18 protein-coding genes are annotated in these 18,694 nt (G+C 39.1%); 4 read left to right on the top strand and 14 right to left on the bottom strand.

What is annotated here, in order from left to right; genetic code table 11:
• Positions 1–65: 65 nt before the first annotated feature.
• The 3 genes from H6G57_RS14945 to crn3 (H6G57_RS14935) all read right to left on the bottom strand — a co-directional run bounded on the left by H6G57_RS14945 (position 66) and on the right by crn3 (H6G57_RS14935) (position 2,911).
• On the bottom strand, positions 66–1,412 hold the full coding sequence (locus H6G57_RS14945) for a DUF1887 domain-containing protein (RefSeq protein ID WP_190519820.1): 1,347 nt from the start codon (positions 1,410–1,412) through the stop codon (positions 66–68).
• A gap of 69 nt (positions 1,413–1,481) precedes the next feature.
• Complete coding sequence (crn3, locus tag H6G57_RS14940; RefSeq protein WP_190519818.1) at positions 1,482–1,811, bottom strand: CRISPR-associated ring nuclease Crn3/Csx3; 330 nt, start codon at positions 1,809–1,811, stop codon at positions 1,482–1,484.
• 182 nt (positions 1,812–1,993) lie between these two features.
• The gene (crn3, locus tag H6G57_RS14935) at positions 1,994–2,911 is read right to left on the bottom strand and encodes a CRISPR-associated ring nuclease Crn3/Csx3 (protein ID WP_190519816.1); all 918 of its coding nucleotides are present in this window, start codon (positions 2,909–2,911) and stop codon (positions 1,994–1,996) included.
• A 77-nt stretch (positions 2,912–2,988) separates the two neighbouring features.
• Between crn3 (H6G57_RS14935) and H6G57_RS14930 the strand changes: the two genes are divergently transcribed.
• On the top strand, positions 2,989–4,431 hold the full coding sequence (locus H6G57_RS14930; protein WP_190519993.1) for a TIGR03985 family CRISPR-associated protein: 1,443 nt from the start codon (positions 2,989–2,991) through the stop codon (positions 4,429–4,431).
• An 80-nt stretch (positions 4,432–4,511) separates the two neighbouring features.
• Here the strand turns inward: H6G57_RS14930 and wecB are convergent, their stop codons facing one another.
• From wecB to H6G57_RS14895, 7 genes are all read right to left on the bottom strand, one after another.
• Positions 4,512–5,633: a non-hydrolyzing UDP-N-acetylglucosamine 2-epimerase gene (gene wecB, locus H6G57_RS14925; protein WP_190519814.1), complete on the bottom strand. Its 1,122-nt coding sequence runs from the start codon at positions 5,631–5,633 to the stop codon at positions 4,512–4,514.
• A 123-nt stretch (positions 5,634–5,756) separates the two neighbouring features.
• Positions 5,757–7,586 carry an ABC-ATPase domain-containing protein gene (locus H6G57_RS14920; RefSeq protein ID WP_190519812.1) on the bottom strand — a complete coding sequence of 610 codons (1,830 nt, stop codon included), beginning with the start codon at positions 7,584–7,586 and terminating at the stop codon, positions 5,757–5,759.
• Between the two features lie 21 nt (positions 7,587–7,607).
• On the bottom strand, positions 7,608–8,693 hold the full coding sequence (locus tag H6G57_RS14915) for a M20/M25/M40 family metallo-hydrolase (RefSeq protein ID WP_190519810.1): 1,086 nt from the start codon (positions 8,691–8,693) through the stop codon (positions 7,608–7,610).
• On the bottom strand, positions 8,690–9,235 hold the full coding sequence (locus H6G57_RS14910) for a hypothetical protein (RefSeq protein WP_190519808.1): 546 nt from the start codon (positions 9,233–9,235) through the stop codon (positions 8,690–8,692). Before H6G57_RS14910 ends, H6G57_RS14915 begins: the two co-directional genes overlap by 4 nt.
• A 20-nt stretch (positions 9,236–9,255) precedes the next feature.
• Complete coding sequence (gene purU / locus H6G57_RS14905) at positions 9,256–10,110, bottom strand: formyltetrahydrofolate deformylase (protein WP_190519806.1); 855 nt, start codon at positions 10,108–10,110, stop codon at positions 9,256–9,258.
• A 117-nt stretch (positions 10,111–10,227) separates the two neighbouring features.
• Entirely contained in the window at positions 10,228–11,658 is a 1,431-nt protein-coding gene (dacB, locus tag H6G57_RS14900; protein WP_190519804.1) for a D-alanyl-D-alanine carboxypeptidase/D-alanyl-D-alanine-endopeptidase, read from the bottom strand.
• A gap of 42 nt (positions 11,659–11,700) precedes the next feature.
• Positions 11,701–12,879, bottom strand: a complete 1,179-nt coding sequence (locus tag H6G57_RS14895) for a lipid-A-disaccharide synthase-related protein (RefSeq protein ID WP_190519802.1) — start codon at positions 12,877–12,879, stop codon at positions 11,701–11,703.
• 124 nt (positions 12,880–13,003) lie between these two features.
• Here H6G57_RS14895 and H6G57_RS14890 point away from each other — a divergent pair, with 124 nt between their 5' ends.
• Entirely contained in the window at positions 13,004–13,786 is a 783-nt protein-coding gene (locus tag H6G57_RS14890) for a 2-phosphosulfolactate phosphatase family protein (RefSeq protein ID WP_190519801.1), read from the top strand.
• Positions 13,787–13,825: 39 nt separating this feature from the next.
• On the top strand, positions 13,826–14,986 hold the full coding sequence (locus tag H6G57_RS14885; RefSeq protein ID WP_309235913.1) for a RusA family crossover junction endodeoxyribonuclease: 1,161 nt from the start codon (positions 13,826–13,828) through the stop codon (positions 14,984–14,986).
• Between the two features lie 28 nt (positions 14,987–15,014).
• On the opposite strand, the gene H6G57_RS14880 is transcribed toward H6G57_RS14885, so the two are convergent.
• The 3 genes from H6G57_RS14880 to H6G57_RS14870 all read right to left on the bottom strand — a co-directional run bounded on the left by H6G57_RS14880 (position 15,015) and on the right by H6G57_RS14870 (position 16,901).
• The gene (locus H6G57_RS14880; protein ID WP_190519799.1) at positions 15,015–15,503 is read right to left on the bottom strand and encodes a hypothetical protein; all 489 of its coding nucleotides are present in this window, start codon (positions 15,501–15,503) and stop codon (positions 15,015–15,017) included.
• Positions 15,504–15,506: 3 nt separating this feature from the next.
• Positions 15,507–15,824 carry a thioredoxin gene (trxA, locus tag H6G57_RS14875; protein WP_190519797.1) on the bottom strand — a complete coding sequence of 106 codons (318 nt, stop codon included), beginning with the start codon at positions 15,822–15,824 and terminating at the stop codon, positions 15,507–15,509.
• A gap of 291 nt (positions 15,825–16,115) precedes the next feature.
• Positions 16,116–16,901, bottom strand: coding sequence for a glycosyltransferase family A protein (locus H6G57_RS14870; protein WP_199314308.1), 786 nt, complete (start codon positions 16,899–16,901; stop codon positions 16,116–16,118).
• 76 nt (positions 16,902–16,977) lie between these two features.
• Between H6G57_RS14870 and fabG the strand changes: the two genes are divergently transcribed.
• Positions 16,978–17,745 (top strand): 3-oxoacyl-[acyl-carrier-protein] reductase, encoded by a 768-nt coding sequence (fabG, locus tag H6G57_RS14865; protein WP_190519795.1) that lies wholly within the window; start codon positions 16,978–16,980, stop codon positions 17,743–17,745.
• A 69-nt stretch (positions 17,746–17,814) separates the two neighbouring features.
• Here fabG and map read toward each other — a convergent pair whose 3' ends face one another.
• Positions 17,815–18,579, bottom strand: a complete 765-nt coding sequence (gene map, locus H6G57_RS14860; RefSeq protein WP_190519793.1) for a type I methionyl aminopeptidase — start codon at positions 18,577–18,579, stop codon at positions 17,815–17,817.
• Between the last annotated feature and the right edge of the window lie 115 nt (positions 18,580–18,694).

Genomic DNA, 18,694 nt, shown 5'->3' with positions numbered 1-18,694 from the left:
TCAGTCCTGAAAATTGTTGATTTAGGCGATCGTATACTCGCCATATTGCCGAATATATGATTTTGTCACTTTCCAGCATTCCTGAAAATCCATTTATTAAGTTTATCAGCAAATTTAGTTGGCTCTAAGTCTTGACTGTCAAAGACCTCTATTTTGCTGTCTTCTATCATAAAATCAAGTTCCTTTTTTAAGTTTTCACTAGCTTTTTTATTAGGTTCTTTTGGATGAGGATCGCAGCAACATACTAAAGCTATCCGTGCTTCATCCCCACCAAGTTGTTTAGCTCGTAATTGAGCTTCAAACAGTTTTTGTTTACAGTCCTTATAATTAGGACTCGTGGTACAAGAAATTGCAAAGAGTTGATATCCTCTTAAAAAAGCTACATCAAATTCAAATTGTATTCTCCAATTTTTTTTAGGATCATTATCTTTAATATTGATTGAGCGAACGGAGCTATGGAGATGGTATTCTGGCTTTACTATCTTTACTTTCTCTATTTGCGACAATACATAATCTTCTAACCATCCCCCATCTAACCATTGACAAACATCGCCAAAAGTAGCAAATTTACCTTTCTCTTTAGCAATTTTTAAGCTAAGTTCAGCAGTCGAAGCCCAACCTAACTGCTCTCTAAATATTGTTTTGATTTCATCTGGAACTGTAACAGTTTCCTTTTTAGGTGTGGTAATTGATAATTTTAGGCTAGGGGGTTGAGGAAATTGAGTATCTTTTAGCCAATAACCTTTTGAATCTTTCAAGTCTTTAAAACCTGAATCACACCATTTTCTCCATATTATCGCCAAATCAGGTTTGAGGTGTAATTTTGAAAATTCTTCAGCAATATCTGGTAATTGAGATTGATGAATTGGTTCTGTTTTCCAAGATAGATTATGTAATCCTAAAATTGTCTCTAATTTTGGTGCAGGTGATAACGCCAGATCAACTGGGATTGGTTCATCTTTGCCATCAATGTGCATGGCTAATTTACGAGAATCAAGATAGCTAAACACAGGATCAGTAAGCTGAAGTTCTTTAAATGCTTGATAGGCGTGTACTGCCATTGCTTTCGTACCACCTGTGTAATTTAAGCCGATTCTTCCCTGTAAAGGTGGCTTTCCTTTGGGCTGAATTGTCTCTTTAATTTTTGCTCGAATTTTGTCTCCATCAGATTCAGCATCACCCAGAGATATCGGTTTAGTGGTAATGTTATGTTTTTTGAGTTCTTTTTCTAAAAGACCTGCGGGTTTATCCTTGCCAGCAGTCGCTGTAGTCTGAACAAGATAAACTATGCTAGTTTTAGGTTCGATTAGCAGTCTTGCCGCTACATAATTCGGCAATGGATTCTCACCCACCAACAAAAACAGGTGATCAACTTGATGATTTTTCCAATCTAACGGATTTGTACTGGTCATAAATTCCTCTAAATTTTGGTTAACTGGTGAACACAATTTAAGTAGTAAAAAACGCGATCGCACCCTCCCTCACTCCCCAGGCAAATCAACTTTAAACACCTGAGAAATCGAAACATCTGGGGTATGGGTCGCCACCACAACGGCCCCTAAACGCGGGTCATAACACCCCACCCAAGCCGCCGGATGACACTCATGGACTAAATACCCATACAACCAAATCGGGGCTTTTCCTTCTATGACAATGCCTTGAGTAAAATCGATGCCTTTAGGTAACTTCAACCCCTTCAAATCAGCCGGAGTAATAATCTCATTTTCATTGGTAATTTCAACCTGCAAATGTTGGTAGGCTAAACCAGACTGGGTTTGATGGGGAATAATCCTTAACTGAATGGCACTCATAAAATCAGAGCTAATGTGGGTTTACTGTGGAATAAATGAGAAAGAAGAAATCTTAAATTAGTAGAGGAGGTTTTATTGAGAAGAATTTAAACAACACTTTATATCTATCATTAATCTTGAATCCAAAAGGGAACAACTGTCAAGCAAAGGGTCTCAAATCAACAAAAAATTGATTTTCTGACTTATTTCTTTACTAATCTTTGTATTTCCTGGATTAAAAGACTTGGAATAGAGCGAGTTTGTCCACTTATCCAAGGGCCACAAGTCATTTCTAAATAAGGTTTTTGTTGGTGAATGACTTCACATTCGTCTAATGTACTGTGAATAACAGCGACAGGTTGGAGGTTCCCTGACCCTCGACAAAACTCATGCCATTTTTCCACCTCTTCTGGCTGAGAACTAATCACCAAGTAATGAGAACAAGCTTCTAAAATCGGCTGTTTTTGGGGTTGTACCATCCCACCGACATCGACAATCACTAAAGATTGCTGTCGTCGCAGTTGCAGAATGGCTTGGGCGTGGTAGGGGAAAAAATGGGGGGTGTAGTCTCCTTTATTATTTGCCTTAAATCTTTCTGCATTTCCATCAGCTTGGGGTGTCAATTCCAACAGATAATTCCCTTCCCCATCCCAATTGGCTCGTTGTAAATAAACCTGGGGATATTCGGAAATCAAAGCTGTAAATAGCGCGTGAGAGAATACGCTTTTGCCACTATCCGGTGGCCCTACAACCATGAGTCCCGTACACAGTAAACCCTCTCCCTGCTGTTCCAAAGGAATCACTTGACCAATTTTGACTAAACGGGTGTGGGTAGCGACCACAATAGCAGAATGATATCGCGGTTCATAACTACCAATCCAAGCGGTGGGGTGCAATTCATAAACGAGATAATCATGTAACCACATCGGCCCCCGACCGGAAATCACCACACCATTTCGGGTATCAATACCTGGGGGAAGTTCCACATCGGCTAATTCTTCAGGGTAGATTATCCGATCTTTACGAGTTAACTCCACCGTCAATAGTTGGTATTTTAACCCTTGAGGATTGCAGTGCTTCGATAAAGAAAGGCGCACACCAGAAGTTGCTAAGGGGTTCATGGCTGATGAAAACGTTATGACTGTCTGTTATTATGACTTCAGTATGGAACCGGGGTCTTCCAAACTTGACTAACCCGATGTTTATTTATCCTCCCAGTCCTCAAATTCTCAACTGGTTAGCCGGCGGTCAATTGGCGAATCGGTTGCAACGGGCTATGCGGCTGTGGGTATTGCTGCATCGATTCTATGGCCCTGAATCCTATTGGCGAGAAAGTTTGTCTGACTCATTTACCTATCGAGATTTACGAAAACGTTTATTTGCTTCGACTCATCCTCAACAGGAACACCTCAACCGAGAGGGAAAGCTAGAAACTTGTGATGACCCGAATTGTATTTGCCATCAGCAATTTTATGATTGGATTGTAGAGTCACAGAATCAATTACAATGGTGTCAAACCGTGATGCAAATGACTGGATTAACTGCGGAATCTTTGCAAGAGCAGTTACAAAAATGTCCCTTTGCTACGGTACATCGCTCGATTCGAGATGACCTAAAACAGTTACAACTTCAGGGATGGTTAAAATATTCTTCGGGATGTTATCAATGGGTAGATTCTAAGCACTGGCCGTCTCCTCCGGTTGATAACAGTTCAACCTTAAGTTTTACTCAATTATCTCATCAACAAACTTGGGAACTTTTGCAGATTTTGGATTCTGTTGCTTTTGTTGAACCGAATTTAGCCTTAACGGTACAATCTTTATGGGAACAAGTAACAGATTCTCAAGGAAGTTCCTATCAGTTGAGTTCGGAACCGCAACAACGAATTTTTATTGAACTGGATTATATTCTTTCTGGAGAAGCTCAAGACCGAGTAGATACTTATCAAGAGCAATTAGATTCTTTATGGCACAAGCATGAAGGTAGTGTTGTTCAGTTTAAATATTGGATAGCTTTTGAAGAAAAACAAGTGTTAGTAACGGTTTACCCGGTTTGTTTGCATTATGTTAGGCGGGCTAAATATCTAAGTGCTTATGGTTTTGATCCAGATGGAAAATTCGGCTGGCATAATTATCGTTTAGATCGGATTGCTTCTAAGCGATTAAAAATCCTGCCTTGGGGTGATCCGAATATTCCTAAAGAACTTAAAGAACTCTGGCGTACAGGTCAACTCCCTTTATCAACTCAAGTGAAAGATTATTTGGATGAAGCTTGGGGTTTTAATTTTTATCTACCCCGTGCATTATTACTGATCAGATTTACACCTCAATTTGCTCGTTGGTATGTTGACAATACTAAAAGGCATCATACTTTTAAGCCAGTTAATTATCGTCAAATTCCTCAACTTGTTCGCCGAGAGATTAAAAATACTACAGAACAAAACCAAATTTTAGAAATTTTAAGAAACCGTTCTGAAAGTGATATTTACTATCAAGCCTGGATTCGTTTGGGAGATATTAATGTTTTAATGCGTTTACGAGATTGGCGACCGAATGGAGAAGTTATTGCCCCTTTAGCTGTGCGCCAACAATTACATCAAGAAGCTTCACAGGAGCTATTGAACTATAGCAATCCTATTTGAGTTGTGTTGAAAATTCTTGATTAAAAGGGAACAGGGATAAGACTTCTGGCTGTTTCATATCAGTTGTGAATTATTACAACCTATTTGGGATTGCTATAGTTTAACTTAATAATATTAATAATTCGTTCTGAAGCCTGACCATCTCCAAAGGGATTAATCGCATTTGCCATATTTTGATAGGCAATTTCATTCTTTAATAATACACTTGCCTCTGTAAAAATATCCGCCGCTTCTGTTCCTACTAATTTAGCTGTTCCTGCTTCCACGGCTTCAGGACGTTCTGTTGTTGTTCTTAACACTAAAACCGGTTTTCCTAAACTCGGTGCTTCCTCTTGTAATCCTCCCGAATCTGTTAATAAAAAATAACAACGATCAATCGCTGCGACTAATTCCGTATAATCTAACGGTTCTGTTAAAAAGACCCTGGGATGATTTCCTAATCGTTCTGTTAAGGGTTCCCTCACTATTGGGTTTCGATGTAAAGGTAATAATAACGCCGTATCAGGAAATTTATTGAGAATTTGTAAAAATCCTTCAGCGATTCCCTGAAGCGGTTCTCCCCAATTTTCTCGACGATGAACCGTTGCTAAAATTAACCGATAGGGATTATTATTTAATTCAGGAATATGCAACTGAGGTTGTTTTTGAGCAACGGATAATAAAGCATCAATGACCGTATTTCCCGTATGATGAATTTCTCCCAAAACCCCGGAATTTTTTAAGTTTTGAACGGCTTGAGTTGTGGGTGCAAAATGGAATTGTGTTAACTGAGATATTAACCGACGATTTGCCTCTTCAGGATAGGGATTAAACACATCATTGGTGCGTAATCCTGCTTCAACGTGACCAACGGGAATTTTTTGATAAAACGCCGCCAAACTCGCCGCGAAAGCCGTTGTTGTATCTCCTTGAACTAAGACTAAATGGGGATTAAATTGTTTAAATAAATCTTCTAATCCTTGTAAACTTCCGCAGGTAATATCCGTCAAGGTTTGTTGTGGCTGCATGATGTTTAAATCGTGATCTGCCGTTAAATTAAATAACGTCATCACCTGGGAAACCATCTCTCGATGTTGACCTGTTAAAATCACCTGCGTTTCAAACCCAGGGGTTTGTTTTAACTGTTGAATGACAGGTGCTAATTTAATCGCCTCTGGGCGAGTTCCAAACACTACATTGACTCGAATTGGCAGATTTGACATAATTATTAAAAATAAAAAATCAATAATTAAACAGGTTATTAGATCCCCCTAAATCCCCCTTAAAAAGGGGGACTTTGATGGTTTGATTTCCCCTTCAGGGGATTTTAACTCTGTGATCCCCCCTTAAGCAAGCAAGGTGCTGACTTCTAAGGTTCTAATTCTGTTAATCGCTGCGGCTAATTCAAACCGTCTAAAGATTGCTAAATCTCCTTGGGGAAAGGGAGTGATAACATCTAACCCTTTTGTGGCAATATCCTGCATAACAGCATCTAAAATTTGAGGTAATGTTTTCTCCCCATTAATATAGTTTTGTTTAGCATAAACCATTGCGGCGGCGATCGCTCTTAATTGGTCTTTAGAAACAATTTGTTCTACCGCAGAAACATCAATATCTTCCGTTCCAAATAATACCTCATCTACATCTCGAACTTTAATCCGAACATCCCAACGGCCACGACTGGGATCTAAGCTTTCAGAAATGGGAATTCGAGGGCGAATAACCCCAAACGCTTCACCCCCTTCTAAGGTGCGACCTGTGCTATATTCACGGGCGATTTCTTTAGCTTTTGCCGTTAATTCTAGCGCCTGAAAATTCTCCATTGCAATTACAGTATCCGCCACATCAAAATAATCTCCACTACCGCCCATGACTAAAATAGTAGAAACATTATGATCCGTATAAAGTTGTCGAACTTTATCAATAAAAGGGGTAATCGGTTCTTGATCTTTAGCAATTAATTCTTGCATTCGGCGATCGCGGATCATAAAGTTTGTTGCCGCCGTATCTTCATCGACTAATAACACCGCAGGAATAGCGGAAGATTCTGGTTTTTCAGCTAAAACTAAAGCTTCTAATGCCTCCATAATATTAGCAGCTTGGGAGGTACTTCCACTGGCATTTTCAGTAGAAAATTCGGTGGTAGAACGACCTTGAGGCAGTTGATTAATAAACGGAGAAATATCAACGCCTGAGACACTGCGACCATCCTCTGCCCGAATTTTGACCGCCGAGGGATTAGTAATTACAAATTCTCGACCATCCCCCGGAATATGATTATAAACCCCTAATTCAATTGCATTTAATAACGTTGATTTTCCATGATAACCGCCTCCTACAATTAAAGTAATCCCCTTGGGAATTCCCAGCCCTTTAATGATCCCTTGATTGGGACAATTAAACTCTAATTCTAAGGATTCTGGGGATTGAAATGCAATCACATTGTCTGCTAAAGGACGGCTATCAACCCCACTTCGACGGGGTAAAATTGCGCCATTCGCAACAAAAGCAACTAACTCTTTTTCGGCTATTTGTTCTCGCAACCAATCCGCATCTTCCGCCATTTCAACGTGACGTTTAATTGCTTCCCCATCTAAGTTTTGATATCGTAAAGCTCGGTCTACAATTGCCGGAATATCATCACAAATCATCATCGCTGCTTGACGGCCTAAAATATTCCGTCCCCGTGCTGGAAGTCCGACAAAAAAGCGCATTTCAATGCCTTTTTCTGAAGTTGAAAGTGTTGGACGAGCGCGTTGTAATGCCGGGTTTCCCCCTATAATGGGTTTAGGAGAAGAGGGGGTAATTTTAATCAATGAAGCTGATGTGCGTTCCAGGATTTCTTGACCCATTTTTGTCACCGCAATCATGCCACTTTTGCCTGTTCCTCGATGACTACTAATCTCCCGTGCTGTGTGATCAAATTCACGAATGAGATAATCGCGGAGGGCTATTTCACGGCTGCGGGAGCGATATAATTCCGGGGGAAATCCGGCAACATTTGGGGGAATATGAACCCGAAATTTACTCGGTGCTGCAAAGGGATCACCTTGAACATAATCAATAATTAAGGTAAAATCGGGGAATTCATAAGTCCCTAAAATATCTTTATAAGCTTTGTAACCTCGGTTATCGAGATCTAATAAGAGCCGTTGTAGGTTTTCTTTAGTATTCATCGTTATTTTATAGGTTGATGATTAAGAGGGGGAAACCGTAAAAGCAGTTTGACTGTTCAGAAGTTCAACAATGACATTATAAATGATTTGGGCTGATCCTTCAAAAAATTCAGGATCTAAATGAGAGAGGGTATCACTGGGTTGATGATAATGAGGCGATCGCAAATTTGCCGTATCTGTCAGTAAAACGGCTGGTATTTCTTGATACCAAAAAGGCGCATGGTCACTGCGTAAAACATCGGGTGTCAATAACCCTTTTAAGGGAATGGGAAGCGTTACTAAGGGGGGAATTTTTAGGGATGAAGAATTTGAAAGTCTCAGGGATTGATCGACAGCTTGAAAGATTTTTAATAAGGGTAAATTTTGAACTTCTCCAACTCCGGTTAAAAATTCTCCCCGATCTGGAAATTCAATTCCGGCTGCTTCTAAAAGGGGAGTTACTGTTAATCCAGGGGGATAGGTTTGACAGCCCGGAGTGTGGCAAGCATAACCCACCATATCTAATATAATAGCAGCTTGTAAATGTGTTAGATTTTCTGGCTTTCCGGTAAAGGCAAAACTGCCTAAAAGTCCAACTTCTTCTTGATCAAAAAAGACAATCGTTAAGGTTTTAGGCGTGGATTTTTCAGCCAATAAACGGGCAATTTCTAAAACAACAGCAACTCCACTGGCATTATCATCCGCACCGGGAGAATTCGGAACTGTATCATAATGAGCAGCTAATACAATTTCTCCTGCTTTTGGATCAGTTCCTAGACGTTGACCAACAATATTAACTCCCTGTTTAAAGGATTGTAAACGGGGAGACAACTGCAATAATTCTAATTGCTGGGTTAAATAATTTCTCACCCGTTCTCGGTCAGATTCTTGATATCGTTCTCCTACTAAAACTTGAATATGCTCCCATAATTTAGTGGGATTAATTGGATTGAATTGAGGAGAAATTGAAGAACTTGAAAAAGATTCCAGGTTTGGGGTTTTAGGACTCTCAAGGGGAATCAGTTTAGAAGGAATTTGCTGCTCTGCTAATCCTTGCACAAACCCCAGGATTACCCCCATCAGGATCACCCCACCGAGAAAAAAATGAACCCACTGTTTTATCTTCATTCGCGATTAAAATCAATCGGTTTACCTATTAGCTTAAATTGTTTTTCTTCCAATTGAATATAAGGAATATGAGTCATTTCTAGCTCTAATAATTGAGGGTGTTTAGGAAGCCATTCTTCAGGAAGGGGTGAAAAATTTCCAGCCGTTTTATAGAAGGATAAAATTTCGGCTTCTAAAGAATTTGATAATTGATTAATGCGTTCATACTGTTGTTTCAGTTGAATCCAATTTTGTTGAGCTTGAAATCGATAGATTTGTGCTTGTTTAACCGCTAGTTTAGCACGGATTTGTCTTAATTTAATACGAGTGGCTTGAATTTCTTGATCGAGTTGTTGTAAATCCAATGACCAGCGATTAGCTTCTTCTTGAGTTTGTTGTTGTAGGAGTGCTAGAGATTCTGGAGAAGAATCTGAGGTAAATAAGACCGTAACATGAAGGTTAGAACGCTTATTTCGCAAGGTATCATATTGAAATTTAATGGCATTAACTTCTGCTTTAATGCTGTTCCATTCTGTTTGTAACTCTTGTAAAGTTTGGCTCATGGGATCATCCTTTTGAGAATTTAAGCAAAAACAACTGTTCGATTTCCATAGACTAACACGCGATTTTGTAAGTGTAAACGAACGGCCCTCGCTAAAACCAATCGTTCTAAATCTTTACCTTTTCTAATTAAATCTTCTACGGTGTCTCGATGGCTGACCCGCACAACATCCTGTTCAATAATTGGCCCCTCGTCTAAATCTGCCGTGACATAATGGGCGGTTGCCCCAATAATTTTAACCCCCCGTTCATGGGCTCGTTGATAGGGATTTGCACCCGCAAAAGCCGGGAGAAAAGAATGGTGAATATTGATAATTTTAGAATAATTATCGACAATTTGAGGACTTAAAATCTGCATATATTTAGCAAGAACGACTAAATCAATTTTATATTTTTTTAAGAGTTCTAACTGTTGAGCTTCTTGTTCTAATTTATTTTCTGCTGTAATGGGTAAATGATAAAAATCAATGCCAAATTGATCAGCAAGGGGTTTTAATTTTAAATGATTACTGATCATTAAGGGAATTTCTGCTATTAGTTCTTGAGCTTGCCATCGCCAGAGTAAATCTAATAAACAATGATCTTGTTTTGTCACCCAAATGGATAACCGAGGAATGGTATCGGAAAAATGCAATTGCCAATGGGCATTTAAGGGTTTAGCAATGGCACTAAAAGCAGGTGCAATGACATCACGGGGTAAATTAAATCCGTCTAATTGCCATTCAATTCGAGTTAAAAAAATGTTAGCCGTAAAATCCGTATGTTGATCAGCATAAATAATATTTCCCCCATTAGAGTAAATGAAATTCGCAATTTTAGCAACTAACCCTTTTTGGTCAGGACAAGAGACTAATAAAGTGGCTGTGGGTACGTTCATTCTCAAGTCGGATTAAAATAGTATCAAAATTATATCAAAAACTTGTTGTTATTCTTCAGCCCATTCCCGATATTGTTATGGGTTAGCTACCCTTTTGAAAGGGAGCAAAAACAAAGGTTAAGGGCAGGATTTTAAGCGGGTTAATAATAATACAATATCATCAATAGCTTTTCTGAGTTCTGACGTGGGTAAGTGAGTTTGATTAATCATAATACTAAAAACTAACGGTTGATAATCAGGGGGAGAAATATACCCGGCTAAGGATGAAACTCCGGTTAAAGTTCCCGTTTTTGCTTGGACAATTCCGACAGCCGAACTATCTTGAAATCGTCCTTTTAATGTGCCACTGATTCCCGCAACGGGGAGGGAATTCTGATATAATTCTGTAACGGGAGAACCTGTCATTAGTCTTAAAGTTTGAACTAAAGCTAAAGGAGTCACTAAATTATTCTGAGAGAGTCCTGAACCATCAACTAAGTGATAACCCTGGGGATTAACGCCTAATTGGGTTAACATTAATTGAATTTCTTTTAATCCTGATTCTACACTATCAGACCGAGAATTTTGTACCCCTAAAGTTCTTAAGAGAGACTCAGCAAAAACATTATTACTTTCTAAATTTAGGGTTTTAATTAATTCAGATAAAGGGGGAGATTCTACCCAGGCTAATTCTTCTGAAGGATAGGAAAAATTAACCGCAATTGAAGTTTGCAAAACTTGAATTCCCGAATTAATTAAAACCTGCTTAAATTCTTGAATAAAATTCTCCGTCGGTTCCACAACGGCGACATAAACGGGTTCAGGTTCCGCACCGACTCTTAATTGTCCTGAAACTCGAATAATGGGTTTAGTTAAATCTCGTCCAATCTCTATAAATTCCGGTTCATTTTTATTAACCGTTTTGGTTTGATTTTCTATTGTCCAAGCTGTTGCTTGTTCTGGACGTACCCAATTTACTTTTAACGGTTGTCCGACCCCTTGGGGAGAAAGAATTAAATCTAAGGAATTTTGATTTAATATTAAACTATTAATCGGTGCACCATAACCCGCTTGTACATCTTCCCATTGCCAAGTAGAATTTATGGGTGAACCTGTAAAATAACCATCGACCGCAATTAATTGATTAATCTGATTAATCCCTTTATTTTTTAACTGTTGTGCTAAATCTTTCAGTTGAGTTTCGGTTAAACTGGGATCGCCTCTTCCAACAATATAAATATTCCCTTGATGATCCCCATAAACCGAGGTTCTGATTTTAAAATTTGCTCCTAATTTTTGGAAAGCCGCAGCCGTTGTTAAGAGTTTAACCGTTGAAGCGGGAATAAAATAATATTGACTATCTCGATTATAAAGAGTTGTACCGGGGGTTAAGGTTTCGATTAAAATTCCCCAGCGAGATTGTTGAAATTGGGGACGATTTACAAGGGTATTAATGGCGGGTTCTAGTTCTGTTGGACAGATTTTTTGAGAAGCAGATTCAGTTTGACCCCAAACGGGTTGGGATAGACTCAAAAAATAGATTAAACCACCGAATAATTTTTTTTTCATGATTCTTTTTTAAATTTAGAGGTTGTCAGAAACCCGCTTTCTTCAAGAAACCCGGTTTCTAATAAATTGAGCCATTTTTAAACTTCCTCCCGGTTTCCCCATGCGTTCTTCCCCATTTTTTAAACAGGATTTTAAATAGTCGGAATTTTGTAAGGTTTGTATTACTGTTTCCGCAGCTTTATCTAAAATACTATCATCCGCAGGTTTTGTTCCAATTAATTGAATTGATGCTCCTAATAATCTCAACTGCGCTTCAGCAAATCGATAGGTAAAGGCGGGGCCATTCCCGGGAATTGTAATCACAGGTTTTCCCAGTCCCACCGCTTGCTCGTTAGCAGTTCCAGCCATTCCTAGAACTAAATCAGCTTCGTTTAAAATGTCGGCAAAACTATCACAATAACACATCACTTTTAACCCTGTTTTACTGATTAATATTCCGGTTTGGTGTTGCCAACCCAAGGATAGTGCTAGTTCATCTAATTCTACCATTAAACCAGGAACAGCAGCGACTCGAAATTGAATTTTTTGCAGATTCTTATTATCAATCAATTCAACTAATTTTAATAATAATTTCAAATTATTGAGAGCTTCAGGAAGTCGAGATCCCGGAAGAATAGCAACCCTGGGAAAGCCAGAATCTAGGTTTAAATTAACTTTTGTTGGGGTAAGATTATCCATCATGGGAGTTCCCACAAATTGAGCTTTTTTAATCCCTTGTTTTTGTAAATCTTCTGCGGTAAACTGATCCCGTGTAAACACGGCTAAACAACGCTTATGATTCAGCAAATAAGGAAGAATTAACCCTAAATTGAGTTTTCCTTCATAATAACTAGAATAGGCAGACAGAAAAATAATATAAGGTTTTTGGGTTAAATAAGCAATCGCAGCCACAACAATATCCCCAGTCACCATCACAAGATCATAATTTTTAACTTCTTTCCTAATAATTTGTAATTGTTTACACAATAATCCGATTAAACCCGATGTAATATCTTTCAGAAAAACAAAAGGATTCATATATAAAAATCCCCCCGATGGTAAAGTTTGAGTAGGGGTGAGAATCGGAACCCCTAAGCGACGATAAACCTGACCTTCTCCAACAATAGGAACAGCCGCAATTTTTACGGTAGAATCTAAAGATTCTAACTGTTTAATAATCTCTCCATTACAAGTATCCTCTCCGTGACCATTACTTAAGAATAAAATAGTTTTATTTTTCATGTTTTTGTGCTAAAATAATCTCAAAATAGTCATCGATTTAAGATATAATTAATTTTACGTTCAATTTTTGAGCCAATTCTATGTACAATAAAAATTGGCAATTTTATCCAACACAGTCCCAACCGTGAAATTTTTTGTCTATCATACTCCTGAACTGGCCCCTGCGAATGTTCTTCCCGACTGTGCAATTGTCGTGGATGTGTTACGCGCAACTACCACCATCGCCACCGCCTTAAATGCCGGAGCCGAGGCGGTACAAGTGTTCAGCGATATTGATGCCTTAATGCAAACGAGCGAAAAATGGCCCGCCGACAAACGCATTCGTGTCGGTGAACGGGGGGGTGCAATGGTAGATGGGTTTGATTTAGGCAATTCTCCCTTGAGTTGTACCCCAGAAGTGGTGAAAGGCAAACGATTATTTATGACCACGACCAATGGAACCCGCAGTTTAGAACGAGTTCAAGCCGCTGCTGTCGTGTTAACCGCCGCTTTTATTAATCGACGGGCCATTGTAGAATATCTGATCACAAAAAAACCAGAAACCGTTTGGGTCTTAGGTTCCGGTTGGGAAGGCAGCTATTCCCTTGAAGACACCGCCTGCGCGGGAGCAATTGCCCAAAATTTAGTCAATGAAATGGGTTATCCTTTAGATGATTTTGCGGGCAATGATGAAGTGTTTGGGGCAATTGCATTATATTCTCAATGGCAAAATAAACTGTTTGAATTGTTAAATCATGCCAGTCATGGTCAACGGTTATTGCGTTTAGGGTGTTATGATGACTTGAAATATTGCGCTCAAACCGATATTTTAGATATATTACCCATGCAAAAAGAACCGGGAGTTTTAATGAAATCGGACATCAAAAAACAAAGCTTACAGTTTTGGATGGAAGAATCCAACGCCTAGCTCAACTTTCGGAATTCATCAATACTAAATATACCGTCGGTGAATCAACCTTCTAACCCCCATGCCAATGCTTTAACTCTCCCCTTTTTCTCTTGGATGGGGGCAAATTATCACCGACTTCCTGTTGAAATTCAAAACTTTTATTTAATGTTGTCAACCTATTTGCAAATTCTCAGTGATTCTCAAGTTCTCCCCACCTTAGATGATTTTGCAGAACGCATTAATCAGGAACACCAAAAATGTTTAGACACTCCACAAACCTCCTTGATTCATGCGCGCAATGCTGGAGAATGGTTGCTGCACGTTCAAGCTCAATTATCCCCTGAACATTGGCAAGTTTGGTTTAACGAACATTTTAAGTTTTCCCCCCAAACCGCCGCCATATATATGCAAATTGCTAAAAAAATGCCTGGGGTGAATCCTAGTGTTTTTTCCTCAACTATTGATTCTAATCCTAACCCCTCAAAAACTCTTGTTTTTCCGGTTAAGCCTATTTTACCAGATGATCAACCTCAAAATTCAACGGATGAGGTTAAAATTATTTCGTCTAAATCGCCTCAAATTGCACCTCAAAACCTTATTCCCCAACCCCCGGTAGAGACGCGCCATGGCTCGTCTCTACCCGGGTTTGAGATGATTTTAACAGGCGAATCTCCTACCCTGAAAAATTCTCCAATTCCAGAAAAACCAGAAGTCTTAGAATCTCCTGTCACTCGAATTACGATTAATCCGAAAGAATCGATTATTGATGTTGAATTTACTCCGATTAACCCTCCTGAACCTGAACCCATTGAACCTCCAAAACCTGCTAAAAAAACCGCAGAAGTAATTAAATTAATGATTCCTGGGGTTGTTGTTCCCAAAGCACGTCCTAGAGTAACCAGCAATGGAACTTATTTACCTCCCCGTTATCGCGCTTGGCGAAATCGTGCAGAAGTAGAAATTTATCGGCAAATTTCAGAACAAAATATTACCCATAAATTTCCTTTACGCAAAGCCGCCATTGTGATTCGATTATTAGGAAATCATCGGACAAATTCGGATATTGATAATTTAGCAGGTGCGTGTTTAGATGCGTTAACCTTAAATGGTGCTGGGGTTTTAATTGATGACCGTTTAAGTTGTTTACCGCAATTAAGCGTTGAATTTGATCCTGATTCCAAAGAAACAGGAGTTTATATTGAAATTGAACCTTTGTAAGTCAAGAATTTCCGATTACAGAGGAAAATTACATCCTAGAAAACATCCGAATTGTAGCGAGAATTACCAATAGAATCTCGACTAAATTAACCTGATCAGCATAATGTTTTCTATCCCAATAGGAAAACGGACTAATCAATCGATAATCGCTAAAGGGAAAAAAATGGCGGTGAGCATCGTCGTGATGGACAGGTAAATCAAATACGGAATGTAAGATTAAACTTAAACAGAAGATTTGTAAGATTTGCCATTGATAAAATGTAGCGATCGCTAACCCAATCACAGCGATAGGAATCGAATGAGAAATTGCAACAATTGTTTGCATTGTTGGGGAATAATACCCCTCTGACCAGATTTTATATTCGGGCATTTTAGTGATGAATTTTGCCCATCCATAGAATAAAAAAATGGGAATATCCGGTAATATTCCCCCCAAAATAATCCATAAATTTGCTTCGGGATCAGTTTTTTTTCCCAAAATTGCTAAATTTAAAATAGCGTGACTGGGCGTATACATCAATTACAGTAAACCATACACCCATTGAACCAGTTCTGGTGAGCGTAAAACCCCTTCATGGCGACCAACGGGTTGACCATTTTTAAATAACATTAAGGTAGGCAATGCCATAATATGATATTGAGACGCAAGTTCCGGGTATTTATCACTATCAATTTTAACAATTTGGATTTGTTGACTCATTTCTTGATTGACTTCTTCTAAAATAGGAGTCATCATTTGGCAAGGGCCACACCACGTTGCGTAAAAATCCACTAACACCGGAACATGGGAATGGTCGAGTAATTCTTGAAAGCTATTAAAGGTTTGTTTCACAGCCATAGCTCATCACCAGACAGTTTTGCACCTTCATTATAACGATTCTTCCCATAAGTAAGTGGGCGAGAAAATCGACAAGTATGTAACGAAAAGTTAACTTTGTTATCGTTGCGAGTGAAATTGGCTATCCTCAATAAATAAGGTAAAATGTAGCGTAAGCTACGTTGTTAATCCGAGATCTATCCACAAGAAGGAGTTACACCATTCGTTTAGTTCGTTATTAGAAGTCATTAATTCTCATAAAAGTTCAGATTATATAAGCCTTAATTATCACCATAAGTAGAGGAGATCCAGTTAATTAACAATATCGTATAACCCAAATTCTTCGCGAGTTGATGTGGTCAATAACTGAAAATTTAGTAAATACTTAAGCTTCCATAGAATTCCTTTATCCTGATTGTTTTCTAAAAATAAGCTACTATCTCGTAAATAAATATTTTCTTGGTTACCTACTATATATACCGCCCCTATAAATGGTAATGCTTTGATAGGATTTCCACTTTGCGCTATTTCATTTTCTACATCTTGATGACTCGCATAAAACAAATTAATTTCTGGATAATCCTGGCTTATATCATCAGGTAAATTATGCAGTTCATATTTGATAATGTTACAAGTTCCACACAATTTATTAAATGCCTTTCTCCGCAAATATATAAACTTACTTCCTGGCTGATACACATACCCTTTATTTACAAACCATCCATTATTTTGAGGGTTTTGATTAACAAATCCTGCTAGGTGTTTGCTAACGCAATCGTCAGCATCTACAATCATAGTATGCGACGGGTTGAATTGTCGTCCCTCAATCAATCCCCACAAGATTTTTCGACCCTTATCTAACCTTTTAGATTTAAGGTCTTGTTCTGGGATCGGAAAATCAACTTCAATATAACTTATGTTAGGATGATTAAATTCTATCTGGGGTTTTTCATGGCAAACAACGATAACTCTAAAATCAGGTGAAGTTTGATTGCATATCGATTTTAATGTCCTTTCAACTAGCTTAGAGACAAGTTCCCAAGATTTGGAAACTTTGGAGCTTTTTAACGGTATGACGAATAGTAACACGTTAGACATTTATGGAGGATATATAACAATTAATATAATATATCATCAAGCAGAAGTATGCAATAACAGTTGGAGAAACAATTGAATGGAACTTTTACCCGAAAATCTACAACACTTAAAAGGACAAGTGGCGATCATCACGGGGGGATCACGGGGTATTGGTCGCGCGACAGCCTTGGCATTAGCTACAGAAGGCGCTAAAGTGGTGATTAATTATGCGAGTTCTTCGACCGCCGCAGATGAAGGGGTTGCTGAAATTACAGAAGCGGGGGGAGAAGCGATCACACTCCAAGCAGATGTGTCCAAAGTAGATCAAGTGGATACCTTATTTAACAAAGTCACCGAAACCTGGGGAAGAGTTGATATTTTAGTGAACAATGCCGGGATTACCCGTGATACTTTACTGTTAAGAATGAAGCCCGAAGACTGGCAAGCGGTGATTGATTTGAACTTAACTGGGGTATTTCTGTGCACTCGCCTTGCTAGTAAAATTATGCTCAAACAAAAGTCGGGACGAATTATTAATATTACTTCTGTTGCGGGACAAATGGGCAACCCCGGCCAAGCCAATTATAGTGCAGCCAAAGCGGGGGTGATTGGGTTTACAAAAACAGTAGCCAAAGAATTAGCTAGTCGGGGGGTAACGGTGAATGCGGTTGCGCCCGGATTTATTGCTACAGATATGACCAAAGAGTTGAAAAATACGGAAGAAATTCTCAAATTTATTCCCTTGGGTCGTTATGGTGAACCGCAAGAAGTGGCGGGAATGATTCGCTTTTTAGCCGCAGACCCAGCAGCAGCTTATATTACGGGTCAAGTGTTTAATGTTGATGGCGGAATGGTAATGGCTTAAATCAAATTGGGGCTATAGATGATTCCCAAAAGCCCCCGTAGAGACGTTGCATGCAACGTCTCTACTTATTTATTCTGCTAAGGTTAGAATATCTACACCTGTTTCTGTCACCGCAACGGTATGTTCAAATTGGGCCGAGAGTTTGTGATCACGGGTAATGGCTGTCCAACCATCATCTAAAACTTTAGCTTCCCAGGTTCCTTCATTAATCATCGGTTCAATAGTAAAAACCATCCCTGGACGCAGACGTTTTCCCTTTCCCCGTTCTCCATAATGGGGAATTTGAGGCGCCGTATGAAAGACTGTATTCACCCCATGACCGACAAAATCTCGCACCACCGAAAACCCGTGGGCTTCCGCATAGTCTTGAATCGCCGCCCCAATATCGCCAATGCGTCCATTGGGTTTAACCGCTTCAATACCCCGTCTTAAACATTCTTCCGTGACTTCGACTAATTTTTGAGCCACGGGAGAGGGTGTTCCAACAAAAAAGGTGCGAGAGACATCACCATAATAACCATCCAGAATCGGGGTGACATCCACATTGATGATATCTCCATCTTGAAGAATCTGTTTCGCGTTTGGGATACCATGACAGATGACTTCATTAACACTGGTACAGATTGATTTTGGGAATCCGTGATACCCTAGGGGAGCACTGCGAGCACCCTGTTCCTGTGTCCAGCGTTCCGCTTCATCGTTAAGTTCCAGGGTACTGACCCCCGGTTTAATCATCGGTTCAAGATGATTTAACAGTTGTGCCGCCAGACGTCCTGCTTGACGCATTTTTTCAATTTCTCGGCGGGATAAAAGAACAATTGTGTCACTTCCCATTTGTTTGTTAAAAATCTGAATGTATCTCGCAAGTTGTCAGCCTTTATATTAAAGTATCATAATTAGTTAACTAAATTGTGGCTATTGTTTAGGTTTTTAAAGCTGCAATTGTTAG

Origin of the sequence: Planktothrix sp. FACHB-1365, from assembly GCF_014697575.1 — a bacterium.
In the GTDB taxonomy this organism is placed as follows: domain Bacteria; phylum Cyanobacteriota; class Cyanobacteriia; order Cyanobacteriales; family Microcoleaceae; genus Planktothrix.
This window is presented reverse-complemented; position numbering and strand designations above follow the sequence as displayed.

What these genes read in the sequence shown, in the direction of transcription:
- H6G57_RS14870 (WP_199314308.1), bottom strand. Translation starts at nt 16,901, where the DNA reads ATGTCTAACGTGTTACTATTCGTCATACCGTTAAAAAGCTCCAAAGTT.
- H6G57_RS14880 (WP_190519799.1), bottom strand. Translation starts at nt 15,503, where the DNA reads ATGTATACGCCCAGTCACGCTATTTTAAATTTAGCAATTTTGGGAAAA.
- crn3 (WP_190519818.1), bottom strand. Translation starts at nt 1,811, where the DNA reads ATGAGTGCCATTCAGTTAAGGATTATTCCCCATCAAACCCAGTCTGGT.
- H6G57_RS14915 (WP_190519810.1), bottom strand. Translation starts at nt 8,693, where the DNA reads ATGAAGATAAAACAGTGGGTTCATTTTTTTCTCGGTGGGGTGATCCTG.
- H6G57_RS14930 (WP_190519993.1), top strand. Translation starts at nt 2,989, where the DNA reads ATGTTTATTTATCCTCCCAGTCCTCAAATTCTCAACTGGTTAGCCGGC.
- trxA (WP_190519797.1), bottom strand. Translation starts at nt 15,824, where the DNA reads ATGGCTGTGAAACAAACCTTTAATAGCTTTCAAGAATTACTCGACCAT.
- wecB (WP_190519814.1), bottom strand. Translation starts at nt 5,633, where the DNA reads ATGTCAAATCTGCCAATTCGAGTCAATGTAGTGTTTGGAACTCGCCCA.
- crn3 (WP_190519816.1), bottom strand. Translation starts at nt 2,911, where the DNA reads ATGAACCCCTTAGCAACTTCTGGTGTGCGCCTTTCTTTATCGAAGCAC.
- dacB (WP_190519804.1), bottom strand. Translation starts at nt 11,658, where the DNA reads ATGAAAAAAAAATTATTCGGTGGTTTAATCTATTTTTTGAGTCTATCC.
- H6G57_RS14945 (WP_190519820.1), bottom strand. Translation starts at nt 1,412, where the DNA reads ATGACCAGTACAAATCCGTTAGATTGGAAAAATCATCAAGTTGATCAC.
- H6G57_RS14895 (WP_190519802.1), bottom strand. Translation starts at nt 12,879, where the DNA reads ATGAAAAATAAAACTATTTTATTCTTAAGTAATGGTCACGGAGAGGAT.
- fabG (WP_190519795.1), top strand. Translation starts at nt 16,978, where the DNA reads ATGGAACTTTTACCCGAAAATCTACAACACTTAAAAGGACAAGTGGCG.
- map (WP_190519793.1), bottom strand. Translation starts at nt 18,579, where the DNA reads ATGGGAAGTGACACAATTGTTCTTTTATCCCGCCGAGAAATTGAAAAA.
- H6G57_RS14920 (WP_190519812.1), bottom strand. Translation starts at nt 7,586, where the DNA reads ATGAATACTAAAGAAAACCTACAACGGCTCTTATTAGATCTCGATAAC.
- H6G57_RS14910 (WP_190519808.1), bottom strand. Translation starts at nt 9,235, where the DNA reads ATGAGCCAAACTTTACAAGAGTTACAAACAGAATGGAACAGCATTAAA.
- purU (WP_190519806.1), bottom strand. Translation starts at nt 10,110, where the DNA reads ATGAACGTACCCACAGCCACTTTATTAGTCTCTTGTCCTGACCAAAAA.